The following is an 18160-nucleotide window of genomic DNA, read 5'->3' on the forward strand; positions in this document are numbered from 1 at the left end:
GGCCGTCTGGTGCGCGGGCAGGGCCGGCGCCACGGGCGCCACGGTGGCGCCGGCGGCCGCATTGGCCTTCGACATGGCCAGCGCCTGCTGCGCCTGCGCCAGGCTGTCGGCCACGGCGTTGCCGCCGCCGGCCGCCGGCAGCGCGGCCGTCGCCATGCCCAGGGGCTGCGCCCCGGCCAGCGGCGCGGCGCCCTGCAGCGCGGGCGCGGCCGTCGCGGCGGTGGCTTGAGTGGCCAGTTGCATCGCGTCGTAGCCCGGCGTGGCCGTGGCCGTGGGCGCGGTGCCGCGGCCCAAGAGGTAGCTGCCCGTGCCCACCAGGGCCGTGAGGACCAGCATGGCGGCGGCCACGGTGGGGCCGGTCCACGTGGCGTTGGCGCGGGAGGCGGGCGCCGTAGCGGGCCCCTTGGGGGTGGGCGCGGGCAGGCTGAAGTGCATGCCGCCCAGCCGCGCCGCGGCGGCGTGGATGGTGGACGAGGCCGTCCCCTCGCCGCCAGGCGCCGCGGCGGGGTTGGACGTCTCGGCCTCGCCGCCGGGGTCGGGCGACGTGTAGCGCGGCGCGATGGCCAGCGTGTTGTCGTCGTTGAAATGCAGCATGAAGCCCTTGGGCTCGGCCACGTCGGTCTCCGCTTGCGGGGCGGCGCCGGCGCTGGGGGCGTGCGCCGCGCGGGCGGCCGCGGCGGCCGGCGATTGCAGCGGGGCGCCGCAGACGTTGCAGAAGTGGGCGCGCGCCGGGTTGCTGTGGCGGCAGGCCGCGCATTCGGTGACCCAGGATGCGGATGGTGCAGAGGGCATGGCTTGTGATCCCGCCCGGCCGGCTCGTCTGGCTGCACGTCCGGGCTCGTCCCGCCGCCGGTCGGCGTCCCTTGCCATGCGCCTTGCCGCACGGCTTGGGAAGCGTATGCGTGCGAACAGGGGGTCAGGCGCGCCCCCCCTTACCTGCAGGGGAGTCGGATTCGCCTCTGCCCGGGAGGACAAGCCGCCCCCCGCCCGGCCGGTGCGCACCGGGCCCGCACGGCCCCCAGGGCAGGGCCGGGCAGCCCGGGAACGCCCCGGGACGGCCGGTCTCAGCCTTGGGCGTCCTCGTCCGCGGGCGCCTGGGCCGGCGAGGCCAGGCACACGTAGATGGGCGCGAAGGCCTCGGCCTGGGTGATCTCCAGCAGCCGCTCGCGCGCCAGCTCCAGCATGGCCACGAAGGTCACCACCAGCACGGGCAGGCCGCGGCGCACGTCGAAGAGGGCTTCGAACTCCACGTAGGGCCGCTCCTTGAGGCGGCGCAGCACGATGCTCATGTGCTCGCGCACCGAGAGCTGCTCGCGCGTGATGGTGTGGCTCTGGTTGAGCTTGGCGCGGCGGACGATGGCCAGCCACGCGTCGCGCAGGTCGTCGGGGCGCACCTCCGGCAGCGGCGGCTCCAGCGCCTGTTCAATGGCCACCTGCGCGGCCATGAAGTCGCGGCCCAGCGTGGGCAGCGAGTCGATGCGGGCCGCGGCGAGCTTCATCTGCTCGTACTCCAGCAGCCGGCGCACCAGCTCCGCGCGCGGGTCTTCCGGCTCGGCGCCGTCCTCGCTCTTGGGCGGGGGCAGCAGCAGCCGGCTCTTGATCTCGATGAGCATGGCCGCCATGAGCAGGTACTCGCTGGCCAGCTCCAGGTTGCGCTTGCGGATCTCCTCGACGTAGCCCAGGTACTGGCGCGTCACTTCGGCCAACGGGATGTCGAGGATATTGAAGTTCTGCCGCCGTATCAGGTAGAGCAGCAGGTCCAACGGGCCTTCGAAGGCGTCGAGGATGACCTCCAGCGCGTCCGGCGGGATGTAGAGGTCCTGCGGCAGCTTGAACAGCGGCTCGCCGTAGAGGCGCGCGACGGCGGTTTCGACCGCGTCCATGGCCGCGTTCACCGCCTCGTTGGCGGCCACAGGGGCATGCGCAGCCGCGGCGGCGTCCAGCTTGGGCGCGGCCGGCGTCACGGTATGGATGGGTTCAGGCCCGTCCGCCAGGGCGTCGGCCTGGGCGGCGGGCAAGGGGAGCGAGGCGGAAACGGCCATCGAGGGTGCTGCGGGCGGCCGTCGCCGCCGGGATCACTCGGCCTTGGTCTGGTAGACGTAGGGCTGCTGGGGCACGCGGGCCTCGCGCCATTCGGCGGTGGCCTGGCGGTCCTGCGGGCGGTCCCACAGCAGGGCGCGGCCGGCACGCTGCTGCGCTTCCATTTCCGGGTTCTTGTTCTTCAGCTCGTCCAGGAACTGACCGAACTCCGACTTGTAGGGCTTCCAGAAGAGAGGCATGGCGCGCGGCGGGACAATGGTGGGGAGGGTAGGGACGGGTCATTGCTGACCTATCCCCCCCTAAGAACCGAACGTGCGGCTTTCACCGCATTCGGCTCAAGCACAGCAAAAACGTTCGGACGGAACCTGCGATTTTATCCGACCGAACGCTCTAAGCCTCATGCTGAGGCCGGCTTCGCAACCGACAGCCCGAGGGCGTGTAGGCGCGAATGGCAGACCGGGTGCAGCAGCACCCGGTTGGAGAGGGAATCCGACCCGCCCTCCACCCGAGGTATCAGGTGATGGTCGTGCCAGCCCGACTCCGTCGTGATGGGCTCCATGCAAAGGGCGCATCGTTTCCGCTGGGAAAGGTACAGAGAAATCCACTGTTTGCGGTACGCCATGCTTTGCAGCAGACGCTTCGCGCGCAGGTCTTCGCCATACGCTTCCCATTTGGGATCAAAGGGGTTGTAGTCCCCTTTGACCTTTACATGCCGCACGATTTTCGTGTCGGCAAGTTGGTACAGACGCAACCACACAGGCTCTCCTTCAACAAATCCTGTCCGTAGTGCGAACTCAGTTCGCCCACTTATGGAGTGCCAATATTTATTGGCAATCCATTGACGGGATTTATTTGGATGCCTGCGCATGGCCCACCGCATCAGGCGCCACCAAAGTAACGCGTCGATGCGGCTGAAGGTCGCTTTTGCAACCACCGGATGGTGGTACTGCGCCCAACCTTTGAGGATTGGGTTTAGCAGTTTTATAAGGTCGGCCTGTTGCACCATGAGGTGGCTTCTTATGGCTTCCTTTACCTTGCTATAAAACGCTTGCACGTTTTTCTTGCTTGGTTTGATGAGCAGGGTTCCAGAATATTTCCGGAAATTCCAGCCCAGGAAGTCAAACCCTTGGTCAATGTGCGTGACGCGAGTCTTTGCCGGTGACAGTCGCAATCCTCTTTGTGAGAGGAAGGTTTCTACCCAAGGCCGGACTTCGGTTTCCAGAATGTCTTTCGACGTTCCGGTAATTACAAAGTCGTCGGCGTACCGGATGACATTGACTTTGAGAAGCGAGCCGTTCCACTTGCCAAACCGTGCAGTGAGATGCGCGGTCAGACCAGTTTCCAGCCCGTTCAGTGCCACGTTCGCCAGAGTTGGCGAAATGATGCCGCCTTGCGGCGTGCCTGCATCTGTCGGCGTCAGTTGGCCTTTGTAGACCACCCCAGCCTTCAACCATTTGCGCACGATGTTCCTGTCCATGCGGACGTGGTTCACCAGCCACTCGTGGTTGATGTGGTCGAAGCAGCCTTCAATGTCCGCTTCCAGTACCCATTGGGCCGAAGCCTTCTTGGATAGGCAGACGAACAGTTGGCTCATGGCGTCAGCCGTGCAGCGATTCCGACGAAAGCCGTAGCTGTTCGGATCACTTTGCGACTCCACGACAGGTTCCAGGCTCAACAGGTGGAGTGCCTGCATCGCCCGGTCTTTCATGGTTGGAATGCCCAAAGGGCGTTCCTTGCCATTGGCCTTCGGGATGTAGACCCGCCGCAAGGGCGAGGGCCTGTAACCCCGTTGCTGCTTCAGTTCACTGACAGCCGTCCATTTGCTGGTCGGCGTTTCCCATAGCGTGCGATCGATTCCTGCCGTTCGCTTGCCTTGGTTTTCAGTCACTCGTCGGACCGCCAGTGCCCTGGCAGTGAACGAGCGGGTTAGCGACCGTTGCAGGGCTTTCACCCTGCGCCAATCGCTGGTCTGCGTTGCCTTCGCAATCCGCATCTGCGTTGTTCTCACCTGCTGTTCCACCCGGCGCCAGTCAATGGCATGCCAGGAATCGGGCAGGTGTGAGGACGCAGAACCGTCATCGCTGACGATCTCTTCCATGCATTCCTCATCAGGTTTAAACCCGCCTGAGGACGCACGTCCGCCCCGAAGGGCTCGTGCGTCCCTTCGGGGCGGTGAAGAACTCAGCAGCCGACATACGACGGCTGCACCACGTGAAAGTCAGCCCGCTTTTGCGGCAGGGCATGAGCCCCTATCCCAGCCATTACAGCCAGGCGTTCGCTTTTTCCACGATCCCATACCCCCTCACTCGACAGGTCGCCTTGCGGCTTCCCTGCCGGCGTGCCGAAGCACATCGGCGAGCAGTGGGGCTTACCACGTTCCTCGAATTACCGATGTCTTGGCCGAAGCCGCAACATCTGTCTGGGACGGGCCTGTCTCTCCCGGGGCTGCGCGTCAGCGACGTACACCTAGTTTCCACAGGTGCAGCCTGGCAGCGTGCCTTTTGGCTATGGCCTAACAGCAGATTTGGCCATTCAATCCTAACCCGGGTTAGAACGACAGTTCACATACGTTGCCCGTTCAGAACAAGCCTAGCCTCTCCACCGCCTTCTGCTGGCAGTTTCTATATCTGTCCTCACGGACGAGACATACCGCTCGGAGCGGGAGTGCATTGTCAGGTGGGCTTCACACAAGACCGTTGCCAGCCTTGCATGCCACCTTGGGCTACTGTTGGTCGCACAACAGGTCACGTCCTTGTCTCCCGACAAGTGTGACAAGGCAATTCGAAGCTTTGCCGCGTAGAGGAGCATTGCCTTTCAGGTGCTATAGGCGCACTTCCGCCACGGTCCTGCCTGACGCTTTCGCGCAGACTCTTCCGTCGCGGACATTGCCCTACCTGAGCAGGTAATGCCCAACTGAAACACCAGGTTATTGGCCTGGTGACCTCTTACGAGGTTTCCAAGGAAGACCACTCCTAAGAGCAGAATTCCTATTGCTGTGTTGCCCTACAGCTAGGGAGCACCCCCCAGAGGGAGGGCACGCGGCGACACGTGTCGCACGAAAACGAGGATTTTAACTTTGGGCAGTCCCGAAACGCGGTGGTGGAAAGTGGCGTTGTTCGCGGCGCTGGGCTGGCTGTTGGCCGGCTGCGACGAGCAGCGCATCGACAAGCTCGAAGAAGGCGTGGCCACCGAGGCCGACGTGCGCCGCCAGTTCGGCGAGCCCGACCGCGTGCGCGAGGAGCCGGACGGCTCCCGGACGCTGGAGTACCCGCGCCAGCCCGCCGGGCGGCAGAACTACCTTATCACCATCGGCCCGGACGGGCGCATGAGCGCGCTGCGCCAGGTGCTCTCCGCCCGCTACTTCGAGATGGTCCAGCCCGGCATGGCGCAGCAGGCGGTGCGCGACCTGCTCGGCCGCCCCGCCAAGCGCGTGCCATACCGCCTGAGCCAGACCGAGGTCTGGGACTGGCGCTACCTCGACGGCCAGCAGGAAAAACTCTTCAGCGTCACCTTCGACGCCGAGGGCAAGGTGAAATCCGTGGCCCGCATCGACGAAGTCCCCGGCGAGCGCTACTGAGCCCGGGCAAGAGCCCAAACCTGAGCGCGGTGCTTGCCCCGCACCCGTTGGCGCCGCCTCCGTTGGCCATGAATCCGATGGCGTTGCGGCCCGCCGCAGTCCACCGGCTCCCATTGCGAAAGCCCCATGAGCACCGAAACCGAACTGAAATTCCAGATCCCGAGCGCCACCCGCGCCGCCGTGCGTGCCGAGGTGGACGCCGCAGGCGGCCAGCCGCTGCGGCTGCAGGCGCGCTACTTCGACACGGACGACCGCGCCCTGGCCGCCGCCGGCATGGCGCTGCGCCTGCGCCGCGAGGGCGAGGCCTGGGTGCAGACGCTCAAGGGCCGCGGCGACGGCGTGATGCAGCGCCTGGAGCACGAAGTCCGCCTGGGCGCGGGCGAGGCGGTGCAGCTCGACATCGCCCGGCACGACGGCACCCCGGCCGGCGCCGCGCTGCGCCGGGCGCTGGCCGACCGCGAGCTGCGCCCCACCTTCGAGACCGACGTGCACCGCACCGTGCTGCGGCTGCGCCAGGCCGACGCCGAGATCGAGCTGGCGCTGGACGAAGGCGCGCTGCGCGCCGGAGCGGACGAGTCGCCCATGTCCGAGCTGGAGTACGAGCTGCTGAGCGGCCCGGTGGACGCGCTGCTGGCCCTGGCCGGCGAAGGCGTGCTGCGCCACGGCCTGTGGCTGGACGTGCGCAGCAAGGCCGAGCGCGGCGAGCGCCTGGCGCGCGGCATCCAGCACGTGCCCGCATTGCGGCTGGAGGCCGACACCCTGGCCACCGCGCTGCGCCAGCTCCTGGCCAACGCCGCTGAGCTGGCCGACGGTTCAGGCGGCCCTGACCACCTGCAAGCCGCCCTGGAAGCCGTGGAAGACGGTCTGCGCGCGGCGGCGCTGCGGCCGGAGGCGGCCTCGCTGCAGGCGTTCAAGGCGCAACTGGAGGCGGTGGCCGCCAGGCCGGACGCCGAGGCGCTGGCCGCCGCGGGCGAGCTGCTGCGCTCGCCGGGGTTCAACCGGCTGGTGCTGGAGTGGTTGGGGGCGGCGCTGGATGCGTGACGGCAAGGTGGCGGCGCGCAAGCCAGCGCCGCGGGACACCGCCATCGTTCACTTCCGTGCCCGCTGAGCCCCCATTGAATGGCCCCCATCGTTCAGATTCCTGAACGATGAGCCCGCCTGCTACGCCGTCCGCGCCTCGTCCTCCTGCGCCGCCTGCACCGCCAGCGCCTCCTGCAGCGTGCGGAACAGGCAGCGCGCGCCCAGGATGTCCTCCAGCCCCGCGCGCTGGAGCAGCGACAGCGGCTGCTCGTTGAGCTCTGCCAATATCAACCCCACGCCGCGGCGCTGCAGGTCGCGCGCCAGTTGCGTGAGGGCGTCCACGCCCGTCGTGTCCAGGGCCACCAGGCGGTGCATCTCCAGCACCAGCACGCGCGTGTGCGGCGGCAGTTGCGCCGCCAGCGGCTCCAGCTTGCCCACGGCGCCGAAGAACAGGGCGCCATAGACCTGCATCACCCGCACGCCGGGCGGCGCCTTGGGCACCTCCAGCGGCTCGACGCGGAAGAGGTCGCTCATGCGCAGGATGAAGAAGCCGCAGGCCATCAGCAGCCCGGCTTCGACGGCCACGGTCAGGTCGAACACCACCGTCAGCACGAAGCTGCCCACCATCACCGTGCGGTAGGGCAGCTTGAACTGGCGCAGCCGCGCGAACTCGTGCCACTCGCCCATGTTCCAGGCCACGAACAGCAGGATGCCCGCCAGCGCCGACAGCGGCACGTGCGCCGCCAAGGGGGCCGCCACCAGCACGATGGCCAGCAGCACCAGCGCGTGCACCATGCCCGCCACGGGCGTGTGCGCGCCGCTGCGCACGTTGGTGGAGGTGCGGGCGATGGTGCCGGTGGCCGGCATGCCGCCGAACAGCGGCGCCACGAAATTGGCCACGCCCTGCGCCATCAGCTCCTGATTGGGATCGTGGCGGGGCAGGTCGCTCATGTTGTCGGCCACGCGCGCGCACAGCAGCGACTCGATGGCCCCCAGCAGCGCGATGGTCAGCGTGGGCATGAGCAGCTGCTTGACGCTCGTCCATTCAAAGGCTGGCAGCGCGAAGGCCGGCAGCGACTGCGGAATGCCGCCGAAGCGCGAGCCGATGGTCTCCACGTCCAGCCCCGCCACGCGCGCCGTGACCGTGGCCAGCACCAGCGCGATCACCGTGCCCGGCACCTGCGCCGCATGGCGTCGCAGCTTCTGCAGCAGCCCAATGGGCGCGGTGGGCATGGCATAGGACTTGGGCCACACCACCACCAGCGCGAGGCTGCCCAAGCCCATGGCCAGGGCGGCGGGGTTGAGGGTGTGGATGTGCGTCCACAGCGCGTGGATCTGCGCGAAGAAGTCGGCCGGCATCTTGGCTATGCGCAAGCCGAGTAAATCCTTGAGCTGCGACAGGCCGATGAGCACGGCGATGCCGTTGGTGAAGCCGATGACGATGCCCACCGGGATGTAGCGCACCAGCGCGCCCAGCCGCAGCAGCCCCAGCGCGAACAGCAGCACGCCGGCCAGCATGGTGGCGATGATCAGGTTGGCCAGGCCGTACTGCGCCTGGATGCCGTAGACGATGACGATGAAGGCGCCGGCCGGCCCGCCGATCTGGACGTTGGAGCCGCCCAGCGCCGCGATCAGGAAGCCGGCGATGACGGCGGTGAAGATGCCTTGTTCAGGCTTGAGCCCGCTGGCGATGGCAAAGGCCATGGCCAGGGGCAGGGCGACGATGCCGACGGTCAGGCCGGCGCCCAGGTCGCCTATGAGCTGGGCCTTGGTGTAGCCGCGCAGCGCCTGGATGAGGCGCGGCTGGAAGCGGTGCAGTGCGAGCATGAAACTCCCTCCTCGATGCTGTGCAAGCGGACACGTCCATGGGGCGTGTCTCGGGAGGGGGCCCGCAGTGGTGGCGCAGGGCGATGAAGCGGCGCCGGCGCGACGGACCCGCCGTGAGGCTGGTCGGTCGCGTCCGGCACCCGTTCATCAGCGCACCCGCATGCCGGGCTGTGCGCCGGGCCAGGGCTCCAGGATGTGGATGCCGGGGTGCGCCTTCTCGTCGTCGTGGCTGGCCGCCAGCACCATGCCTTCGCTCACGCCGAACTTCATCTTGCGCGGCGCCAGGTTGGCCACCATCACGGTGAGCTTGCCCACGAGCTGCTCCGGCGCGTAGGCCGACTGGATGCCGCTGAAGACGTTGCGCGTGCGGCCTTCGCCCACGTCCAGCGTGAGCTGCAGCAGCTTGGTGCTGCCCTCGACCTTGCGCGCCTCGACGATGCGGGCGATGCGCAGGTCGATCTTGGTGAAGTCCTCGATGCCGATGGTGGGCGCGATGGCCTCGCCGCCGGGCAGCTCCGGCGCGTCGGCCGCCGGCGCCGCGGGGGCGGCCGCGGCGGCGGGCGGCTCGAACAGCGCGTCCAGCAGCTTGGGGTCCACGCGCTGCATGAGGTGCTGGTATTGGCCGATGCGGTGCGCGCCCAGGGCGCGCGAGGCGTCGGCAAACGTCATGGGCTCCACCTGCAGGAATTTCTCCACTTGAGCCGCCACGGACGGCAGCACCGGCTTCAGGTAGATGGTGAGCAATCTGAAAGCTTCGATGCAGGTGCTGCACACGTCGTGCAGCGCGGCGGCAAGCTCCGGCTTCTTGGCCAGGTCCCAGGGCTTGTGCTGGTCCACGTAGGCGTTGACGCGGTCGGCCAGGGCCATGACCTCGCGCACGGCCTTGCCGAACTCGCGCTCCTCGTAGAGCTGTTCGATGCCTTCGCGCGCGGCGCGCAGGCCGTCCAGCAGGGCGCGGCCTTCCACGCCCAGGTCGGCGCTGAGCACGCCGTCGAAGCGCTTGGCGATGAAGCCGGCGGCGCGGCTGGCGATGTTGACGTACTTGCCGACGAGGTCCGAGTTGACGCGGGCGACGAAGTCGTCGGGGTTGAAGTCCACGTCCTCGACCTTGGCGTTGAGCTTGGCGGCGATGTAGTAGCGCAGCCACTCGGCGTTCATGCCGATGTCCAGGTACTTCAGCGGGCTGATGCCCGTGCCGCGCGACTTGCTCATCTTCTCGCCGCTGACGGTGATGAAGCCGTGCACGAACACGTTGTCCGGCACCTTGCGGCCGCTGAAATGCAGCATCGCGGGCCAGAACAGGGTGTGGAAGTAGGTGATGTCCTTGCCGATGAAGTGGTACTGCTCCACCGCCGGGTCGGCCACGAACTGCTCGAACGTGCGCGTCTCGCCGTCGCGCCTGGCGGGGCCGCCCAGGTCGAACCAGGCCTTGAGCGAGGCGAGGTAGCCCACGGGGGCGTCAAGCCAGACGTAGAAGTACTTGCCCGGGGCGTCGGGGATCTCGATGCCGAAGTAAGGCGCGTCGCGGCTGATGTCCCAGTCGGACAGGCCCACGTGGCCCTCGTCGTCGGCGGCGAACCACTCCTTGATCTTGTTGAGCACTTCCGGCTGCAGCCGCCCGGAGGCCTGCGTCCACTGCTGCAGGAACTCCAGGCAGCGCGGCGAGGAGAGCTGGAAGAAGTGGTGCTCGGAGGTCTTCATCACCGGCGTGGCGCCGGTGAGGGTGGAGTAGGGGTTCTTCAGCTCGGTGGGCGCGTACACCGCGCCGCAGACCTCGCAGGAGTCGCCGTACTGGTCCTTGGCGCCGCACTTGGGGCATTCGCCCTTGATGTAGCGGTCCGGCAGGAACATGGACTTCACCGGGTCGAAGAACTGCTCGATGTTGCGGATGGCGATCAGGCCTTCCTTGCGCAGCGCCCGGTAGATGTCCTGGGCCAGCGCGTGGTTCTCGGGCGCGTCGGTGGAGTGCCAGTGGTCGAAGGCGATGTGGAAGCCGTCCAGGTACTGCTTGCGCCCGGCGGCGATCTCGGCCACGAACTGTTGTGGGGTTTTTCCGACCTTCTCGGCGGCAATCATGATGGGCGCGCCGTGGGCGTCATCGGCGCCCACGAAGTGCACCCGGTTGCCGCGCATGCGTTGGTAGCGAACCCAGATGTCGGCCTGGATGTACTCCATGATGTGGCCGATGTGGAACGCGCCATTGGCGTAGGGCAGGGCGGTGGTGACGAAAAGCTGGCGTGTCATCAAGGGTCTCTTGGGCGCGCGGGGCAAAGCCGGATTCTAGGCTCCGGGTCAAGGTCACCCCCCCTCGGATAGACTGCCCGGCGTCTCAAGAACCGCCTCACTACAAACCACATGGCCGTCACCGAAGCCGCGCTGCTGGATGCGCTCAAGACCGTCATCGACCCCAACACGGGCCGCGACTTCGTCTCCTCCCGCCAGCTCAAGAATTTGCGCATCGAGGGCGACGAAGTCAGCTTCGACGTCGTCCTGGGCTACCCGGCCAAGAGCCAGATCGCCGGCCTGCGCCGCGCCCTCATCGCCGCCGCGCGCACCGTGCCGGGCGTGGGCAACGTCAGCGCCAACCTGAGCGTGGACATCACGGCCCACGCCGTGCAGCGCGGCGTGCAGCTGCTGCCCAAGGTGAAGAACATCGTCGCCGTGTCCTCCGGCAAGGGCGGCGTGGGCAAGAGCACCACCACCGCCAACCTGGCGCTGGCGCTGGCCGCCGAGGGCGCGCGCGTGGGCATCCTGGACGCCGACATCTACGGCCCCAGCCAGCCCATGATGATGGGCATCGAGGGCCGCCCCGAGAGCGCCGACGGCCAGACCATGGAGCCGCTGGAGAACTACGGCGTGCAGGTCATGTCCATCGGCTTCCTCATCGAGGCCGACAACCCCATGGTGTGGCGCGGCCCCATGGCCACGCAGGCGCTGGAACAGCTGCTGCGCCAGACCAACTGGGGCGACCTGGACTACCTCATCGTCGACATGCCCCCGGGCACCGGCGACATCCAGCTCACGCTCAGCCAGAAGGTGCCGCTCACCGGCGCCATCATCGTGACGACCCCGCAGGACATCGCGCTGCTGGACGCGCGCAAGGGCCTGAAGATGTTCGAGAAGGTGGGCGTGCCCATCCTGGGCGTGGTGGAGAACATGGCCGTGCACGTGTGCACCAACTGCGGCCACGTCGAGCACATCTTCGGCGCCGAGGGCGGCAAGAAGATGGCCGCCGAATACAACGTGGACTACCTGGGCGCGCTGCCGCTGTCCCTGGGCATCCGCGAGCAGGCCGACAGCGGCCGGCCCACCGTGGTGAGCGACCCCGACGGCGAGATCGCCGGCATCTACAAGGCCGTGGCGCGCCAGGTGGCCATCAAGATCGCCGCCAAGGCCAAGGATTTTTCAAGCAAGTTCCCCACCATTTCCATCTCCAAGAACAGCTGAAGCCAAGTCGATGACCGCCAGCCGTCCCTCGGTGCGCGTCGCGGTCCTGATGGAGCGCGAGCACCAGCCCAACCGCTGGGAGGACTGGCGCCACCGCATCGCCGAGGTGCTGCCTGACGAGGGCGGCTTCGGCAGCGAGCCGCGGCTGCTGCGCGACGACGGCAAGACGGCCAGCTTCCTCTTCCCCGGCTTCGAGCTGGAGCTGTTCAAGGACGAGGCCGAGGGCTACTACCTCAACCTCTCCGCCGGCTCGCCGGTGTGGTTCGTGATGTGGCGCGTCGATGACGAAGACCCCTCCCGCGCCCGCCCCGAGATCGTGAGCCTCTCCTACAACGAGGCCGGCCGCTGGCTGGACGCGCAGGAGCGCGTGGACAACGTGCCGCTGCACGCGGGCGTGCGCGAGTGGCTGCAGGCCTTCGTGGACGAGCACTACCGCCCCGAGCCCAAGAAGCGCCAACGCCCGGCCTCCTTCCAGCGCCCCGAGGACCGCGGGCGCGGCGGCTGACGAGACCGCTACTCTTTCCGCTCCCTTTTCGTCCACGCAGGAGTTTCACGGCATGGCCGACGACGGCTTCTTCTCCCGCTGGTCGCGGCGCAAGGCGCAGGTCACGCGCGGCGAGCCGCCCGCCGAGCCCGCGCCGCTGGCAGCGCCGCCCGTAGCGCCGGTGGCTACCGTCCCGGCGCAACCCGCGGCCGAGGTCCAGCCGCCGGTCGATGTAAAGCCCGCCGCGCCGCCGCCCACGCTGGAGGACGTTTCTAACCTCGGCCGCGAATCGGACTACTCCCGCTTCGTCGCCCGCGACGTGGCGCCGGACGTGAAGAACGCCGCGCTGCGCAAGCTCTTTTCCGATCCACACTTCAACGTGATGGACGGTCTCGACATCTACATCGACGACTACAACAAGCCTGACCCGCTGCCCCCCGGCATGCTGCGCCAGTTGGCGCAATCCAAGATGCTGGGCCTCTTCGACGACGAGGAGGAGGACCAGGGCCAGGACCAGAAGCCCCCCCAGGACACGCCGGCCGGCACGGCTGCCGGGCTCGCCGAATCCGCCGCCGAACCCGCACCCGATGCGCCGGTGGCCGACGCCGCGCCCGCCGCCCCCGGCGCGCTGCCGGCCGACGACCCGGCGCCGCCGCCGCTCACGACGAACACCGCCACCGATGAAGACCCTGATCTGCAACTGCAACCGCACCATGCCGCTGGACGGCGCGGGCCTGGCCCGGGCCCTGCCGCAGGCTGAAGGGCTGCAGACGGTGCACACGCTGCTGTGCCGCCACGAGGCGGTGCAGTTCCAGCGTGCGGCCAAGTCGGCCGCCGCCGCGGGCGAGCAGCTGCTCGTGGCCTGCACGCAGGAAAAACGCCTCTTCCTGGAGCTCAACGCGCAGACCGAAGGGGCGCTGCCGGCCGAGGAACAACCCATCCGCTTCGTCAACCTGCGCGAGACGGGCGGCTGGTCCAAGGACGCGCGCGGCGCCACGCCCAAGCTCGCCGCGCTGATTGCCGCCGCGCAGTTGCCCGAAGCCGAGCCCGTGCCCACGGTGAGCTACCGCAGCGCCGGGCGGCTCCTGGTCATCGGCGCGGCCGAAGCCGCCGAGCGCGCCGCCGCCATGCTGGCCGACAAGCTGGACGTGACCCTGCTGCTCAGCGAGGCCGGCAGCGCGCTGCCCCAGGGGCGCGAGCGCGCCGTGTTCGCCGGGCGCGTCACGGCCGTCACCGGCTGGCTGGGCGCCTTCCAGGTGCGCTGGGACAGCGGCAACCCCATCGACCTGGACCTCTGCACCCGCTGCAACGCCTGCGTGGACGCCTGCCCCGAGGGCGCCATCGGCTTCGACTACCAGGTGGACCTCTCGCGCTGCACCTCGCACCGCGCCTGCGTGAAGGCCTGCGGCGTGGCCGGCGCCATCGATTTCGGCCGCACGCCGGAGTCCATGGCAGAGACGTTTGATCTCGTCCTGGACCTGCGCGCCGCACCCGCCTTCAGCCAGCACGCGCTGCCGCAGGGCTACTTCCACGTCGCCTCCGACAGCGCCCGCCTGTTCGACGCCGTGCTGAAGCTGCGCGAGCTGACCGGCGAGTTCGAGAAGCCCAAGTTCTTCCAATACAAGCAGAAGCTCTGCGCCCACAGCCGCAACGAGCGCGTGGGCTGCGACGCCTGCGTGCAGATCTGCTCGGCCCGCGCTATCGCCAGCGAGGCCACCACCACCGGCGGCATCCGCGTGGAGCCGCACCTGTGCGTGGGCTGCGGCGCCTGCACCACCGTGTGTCCGACCGGCGCGCTGGCCTACGCCTATCCGGACGCGCCCACCACCGGCAAACGGCTGCGCACGCTGCTCGCCACCTACGCCCGCGCCGGCGGCCGCGACACGGCGCTGCTGCTGCACAGCGAAGGGGCCGGATCGCGCCTGCTGGGCGACCTGGGCCGGGCCGCGCGCACCGATGCCGACATCCACGGCCTGCCCGCGCGCGTGCTGCCCGTGGGCCTGTGGCACACGGCCAGCGTCGGCCTGGAGCTGTGGCTCACGGCCAAGGCGCAGGGCGCCTCTCAAATCTTCATCCTGCTGACCGAGGAAGAGGCTCCCGAGTACCGCGAGGCGTTGAGGGAGCAGGCCGCAGTGGCCAACGCGCTGCTGGCGGGCCTGGGCTACGCCGGCGCGCACGTGCAGGTTTTTGAAACCCGCGACGCACGCGACCTGGCCCCCCTGGACGCCGCGCTGCGCGGCGCCGCGCCCGCCGCCACCGTGCGCCTGCCCGCGGCCTTCGCGGCGCAAAGTGACAAGCGCGTGACGCTGGAGCTGGCGCTGGAGCACCTGATGGCGCAGGCGCCGCAGGCGCCGCAGGCGCTGCCGGACGCCGTGGCGCTGCCCGCGGCCAGCCCCTTGGGTGCCGTGGTGGTGGACACCGGCCGCTGCACCCTGTGCCTGAGCTGCGTGGGCGCCTGCCCGGCCGCGGCGCTGGCCGACAACCCCGACAAGCCGCAGCTGCGCTTCATCGAGAAGAACTGCGTGCAGTGCGGCCTGTGCGCCAGCACCTGCCCCGAGGACGCGATCTCGCTCGTCCCGCGCCTGCTGCTGGCCGACGAGGGCAAGGCCCGCAAGCAGCCGCGCGTGCTGCACGAGGCACAGCCCTACGGCTGCATACGCTGCGGCAAGCCTTTCGGCACGCTGCAGGCGGTGGAGGCCATGCTGGGCCGCTTGGCCGGGCACCCGATGTTCCAGGGCGAGGCGCTGCAGCGGCTGAAGATGTGCGGCGACTGCCGCGTCATCGACATCTATTCCAACCCCAACGAGACGCGGATCACGGACCTGTGAGCAAGCAAGACGATGTGCAGGCCTTGAGCCTGGCCACCATGGACGACGCCGAGGAACTGGCCCGCGCCGAAGCCTACGGGCTGCTGGCGCGGCTGTGGTGGGCGCCGCCGGACGCAGAGCTGTTCCGCCAGTTCGCCGTGGCCGTGACGCAGGCGCCGCAGCCCGGCGCCTTCCTGGAGGCGCCCTGGCAGGCGCTGGTGGGCGCCATGCGCGAGAGCGACCCGGCGGCCGCGGCGGCCGAGTACGCCGCGCTGTTCGAGGGCCTGGGCAAGCCGGAGGTGTTCGTCTACGGCTCCTACTACCTGGCCGGCTTCCTCAACGAGCGCCCGCTGGCCGTGCTGCGCGCGGACTTGGCGCGGCTGGGTCTGGAGCGCGACCCCGCGCGCGGCGAGACCGAGGACCACGTGGCCTGCGTGTTCGAGGTCATGCGCTGGCTCATCGCCGGGGACGACGTGGCCCTGTGCAACCTGGAGCAGCAGCGGCGCTTCTTCCGCGCCCACGTGCAGCCCTGGGTGGAGCGGCTGTGCGAGGCCGTGCAGGCCCATCCGCGCGCGCGGCTCTATGCGGCGCTGGCCGGCTTCACGGCGGCCTTCATGCAGGTTGAAACCCAGGGTTTTGACCTGATCGAGTGAAGCCCGCCGCGCGGGCGCCGGCGGCTCAGGCCTTGCCCGGCTTGCTGCCCTGGCCGTCGTTGCCCGGGATGTGCTGCGGGCGTGCCATGCGGCCCCGGTGGGTCGTGTGCTTGAACTTCTCGTTCAGGTAGTCCGAGACGGCCTGGAGCCCGCCGGCGGGCAGGCTGGTGAAGCGCAGGCCGACTAGGAAGCCGTTCTCCCGGCCGCTGAACACGATGTTGGTCACCTGCGCCTGCGCCATCACCGTGTGCGTTCCCGACGGGATGCCGGGAATCACCAGCTTGACGCCGCACATCGTCTGCAGCGGCAGGTTCACCGGCGTCACCAGCCGCAGGCCGCCCACGCTGATGTCCATCGTGCGTGCCTCCAGGATGCGGCGGTCGGGCAACAGCAGGTGCACGGTGCAGGCCAGGCGTCCGCGCTCGTGGCGGCGGAACTCGGGGTGGGACGGCGTGTTGTCGGCGAAGCTGCGGAAGGCACACATGGCTTGAAGGCTGGGCCAGCGGGATAAGCCCGCATGCGTACTGCGTTCAGCCCGGCGCGGGCGGCTCTTGAGCTGGCGGCGCGGGTGCGACGGACAACCGTCCCCGGCTGGAGCGGGGACCTCTGCCCGGTTATATGGCGGCGTCACCCGCCAGAAGGCTGGAGAAAAGGCCCCCGGCGGGCCTTAATCCGCGGCGAAAGCCGCGCAAGCCTTGCTCAACTGGGCTTGCCGGCGCTGTCTTGTGCGAAGGGCAGGGCCAGGGGAACGGCGCTGCCCGCGGAGTCGGCCAGTTGCCGCGCGCGCACCCGGTACGCACGGTGCGCGCAGCGCTCGCGCAGGTAGGCCTGCAGCGCGGCGAGCGGCGCCTGCGTCAGCGTGGTGAAGCGCAGCCCGGCCAGGAAGCCGTTCTCGCGGCCGCTGAACACGATGCTGGCCACTTCCGCCTCCGCCACGAGGGTGCAGGCCCCGAAGGGCACCACCGGGATCACCAGGCGCAGCCCGCAGCGCGAGCCCATCGCCAGGTTGGCCGGCAGCACCAGCTTCAAGCCGCCCAAGCTGATGTCCAGCGTGCGCGCCTCCACGATGCGGCGCCCCGGCGTGAGCAACTGCACCGTGCTGGCGAAGTATTCGCGCTCGTGGCGGCGCAACCTGGCGCCGCGGCGGACGGCATCTTCGAAAGCGCTGGGGGTAGACATGGCGGCAGGTGGGCGCGGCGGTCAAGGCGATGACGCATTGTTTGGTCACCCTGGACACGCCTTGTTGCCGCTCCCGTCCAGCCCGGGGGCGCCGTCTCGTGGGGAGGAGCCGGGGTAGGGCTCTTCCCGTGCTCAGCTCATTTCGGCTTGCCTTTGCTGGTGGCGCAATTGCGAGGGCGGGACGCTCTCGACCTTGTTCCAGTTGGAACGGAAGGCCTGCATGCTGCTGAAGCCGCAGCGCTCGGCGATGCGCTCCAGCGTGAGCGTGGAGCCGGTGATCAGCCGCCGCGCCAGGTCCATGCGCAGCTCCATCTGGTAGCGCTTCATGGTGATGCCGGTCTCGGCCTTGAAGATGCGCGCCAGATGGCGGCTGCTGAAGCCGGACTTGCGCGCCAGCGTCTCGCAGGTCCAGGCACGGGAGAGGTTGTTGGCAATTTCGTCCTGCATGGTGTGGACGAGCTGATTGCCGTGGGTGCGGTAGCGGAATTTGACGGCCAGGTCCGGGTCGTTGCCGAAACGCCGGAAATGGACCACGTTTTCACGCGCGACCTGAATGGCAATGTGGTCGCCGAAGGCATTGGCGATCAATTGCAGGGCCAGGTCGATACCCGACGCCACGCCGGCCGACGTCCATATTTTGCCGTCCTGGACACAAACCCTGTTGTCCACCACTTGCGCCAAGGGAAAATTGCGCCGCAGTTGCTGGACAAAATGATGGTGCGTGGTGCACAGCCGCCCGTCGAGCAGGCCGGCGTCGCCCAACAAGAAAGTGCCGGTGCAAATGGCCGCCACGTGGGCGGGAATACGGTATTCCAGGAATTGTTTTCTCAGCCACTGGACCGCGGTTTTCCAGGCCGGTGAGCTTTGCAGCGCGTCGTCGAGTTTGCTGCCGACAACAAAAAGCACGTCGTCGGCTTCCAGTTTTTCAGGCAGCGGAGCCACCTGGCCCAGCATGACTTTCTGGAAGGCACTGACCTGGGAATCCGGGCCGATGCACTGGATGCCCACCCCCGCAATGCCCAATTCGTCCAGCGTGGCCATGATTTGCAGCGGCCCTGCCAGGTCCAGCATGTGGACGCGTGGCAGCACCAGGAAAAATGCCCTGTTGATCATTGCTCGCTCTGCT

At 68.6% G+C, this 18160-nt stretch carries 15 protein-coding genes and 1 pseudogene; 7 read left to right on the forward strand and 9 right to left on the reverse strand.

Annotated elements, in window-relative coordinates; genetic code table 11:
* The 4 genes and pseudogenes from SM757_RS13800 to ltrA form a co-directional block, all read right to left on the reverse strand.
* A pseudogene (locus SM757_RS13800) lies at positions 1-792 on the reverse strand (zinc ribbon domain-containing protein); the annotation flags it as partial.
* Between the two features lie 272 nt (positions 793-1064).
* Positions 1065-1883: a segregation and condensation protein A gene (locus SM757_RS13805; protein WP_238455849.1), complete on the reverse strand. Its 819-nt coding sequence runs from the start codon at positions 1881-1883 to the stop codon at positions 1065-1067.
* Positions 1884-2075: 192 nt separating this feature from the next.
* On the reverse strand, positions 2076-2279 hold the full coding sequence (locus SM757_RS13810; protein ID WP_066339141.1) for a DUF3460 family protein: 204 nt from the start codon (positions 2277-2279) through the stop codon (positions 2076-2078).
* Between the two features lie 158 nt (positions 2280-2437).
* Entirely contained in the window at positions 2438-4138 is a 1701-nt protein-coding gene (gene ltrA, locus SM757_RS13815) for a group II intron reverse transcriptase/maturase (protein WP_322465916.1), read from the reverse strand.
* A 978-nt stretch (positions 4139-5116) separates the two neighbouring features.
* Between ltrA and bamE the strand changes: the two genes are divergently transcribed.
* Together bamE and SM757_RS13825 are read left to right on the forward strand one after the other, a co-directional pair.
* On the forward strand, positions 5117-5617 hold the full coding sequence (bamE, locus tag SM757_RS13820) for an outer membrane protein assembly factor BamE domain-containing protein (RefSeq protein WP_322465917.1): 501 nt from the start codon (positions 5117-5119) through the stop codon (positions 5615-5617).
* 126 nt (positions 5618-5743) lie between these two features.
* A complete protein-coding gene (locus SM757_RS13825; protein ID WP_322465918.1) occupies positions 5744-6658 on the forward strand; it encodes a CYTH domain-containing protein in 915 nt (304 codons plus the stop codon).
* Between the two features lie 120 nt (positions 6659-6778).
* Here SM757_RS13825 and SM757_RS13830 read toward each other — a convergent pair whose 3' ends face one another.
* Positions 6779-8464: a SulP family inorganic anion transporter gene (locus tag SM757_RS13830; RefSeq protein ID WP_066339131.1), complete on the reverse strand. Its 1686-nt coding sequence runs from the start codon at positions 8462-8464 to the stop codon at positions 6779-6781.
* Positions 8465-8611: 147 nt separating this feature from the next.
* Positions 8612-10708, reverse strand: a complete 2097-nt coding sequence (gene metG / locus SM757_RS13835; protein WP_322465919.1) for a methionine--tRNA ligase — start codon at positions 10706-10708, stop codon at positions 8612-8614.
* 111 nt (positions 10709-10819) lie between these two features.
* Here metG and apbC point away from each other — a divergent pair, with 111 nt between their 5' ends.
* From apbC to SM757_RS13860, 5 genes are read left to right on the forward strand one after another with little or no spacing between them, the layout of a single operon-like run.
* Positions 10820-11911, forward strand: a complete 1092-nt coding sequence (gene apbC, locus SM757_RS13840) for an iron-sulfur cluster carrier protein ApbC (protein ID WP_066339125.1) — start codon at positions 10820-10822, stop codon at positions 11909-11911.
* A gap of 10 nt (positions 11912-11921) precedes the next feature.
* Positions 11922-12416, forward strand: a complete 495-nt coding sequence (locus SM757_RS13845) for a DUF3305 domain-containing protein (RefSeq protein ID WP_322465920.1) — start codon at positions 11922-11924, stop codon at positions 12414-12416.
* Between the two features lie 52 nt (positions 12417-12468).
* On the forward strand, positions 12469-13155 hold the full coding sequence (locus SM757_RS13850; protein ID WP_322465921.1) for a DUF3306 domain-containing protein: 687 nt from the start codon (positions 12469-12471) through the stop codon (positions 13153-13155).
* Positions 13109-15223, forward strand: a complete 2115-nt coding sequence (locus SM757_RS13855) for a 4Fe-4S binding protein (RefSeq protein WP_322465968.1) — start codon at positions 13109-13111, stop codon at positions 15221-15223. Before SM757_RS13850 ends, SM757_RS13855 begins: the two co-directional genes overlap by 47 nt.
* A gap of 38 nt (positions 15224-15261) precedes the next feature.
* Entirely contained in the window at positions 15262-15855 is a 594-nt protein-coding gene (locus SM757_RS13860) for a TorD/DmsD family molecular chaperone (protein WP_322465969.1), read from the forward strand.
* A gap of 25 nt (positions 15856-15880) precedes the next feature.
* Here SM757_RS13860 and SM757_RS13865 read toward each other — a convergent pair whose 3' ends face one another.
* The 3 genes from SM757_RS13865 to SM757_RS13875 form a co-directional block, all read right to left on the reverse strand.
* On the reverse strand, positions 15881-16339 hold the full coding sequence (locus SM757_RS13865) for a PilZ domain-containing protein (protein ID WP_066339105.1): 459 nt from the start codon (positions 16337-16339) through the stop codon (positions 15881-15883).
* Positions 16340-16554: 215 nt separating this feature from the next.
* Positions 16555-17034, reverse strand: coding sequence for a PilZ domain-containing protein (locus SM757_RS13870; RefSeq protein ID WP_066339098.1), 480 nt, complete (start codon positions 17032-17034; stop codon positions 16555-16557).
* Between the two features lie 132 nt (positions 17035-17166).
* Positions 17167-18147 carry a GlxA family transcriptional regulator gene (locus SM757_RS13875; protein ID WP_066339096.1) on the reverse strand — a complete coding sequence of 327 codons (981 nt, stop codon included), beginning with the start codon at positions 18145-18147 and terminating at the stop codon, positions 17167-17169.
* Between the last annotated feature and the right edge of the window lie 13 nt (positions 18148-18160).

The sequence above is a fragment of the Azohydromonas lata genome (assembly GCF_034427735.1).
Classification (GTDB): Bacteria; Pseudomonadota; Gammaproteobacteria; order Burkholderiales; family Burkholderiaceae_C; genus Azohydromonas; species Azohydromonas lata.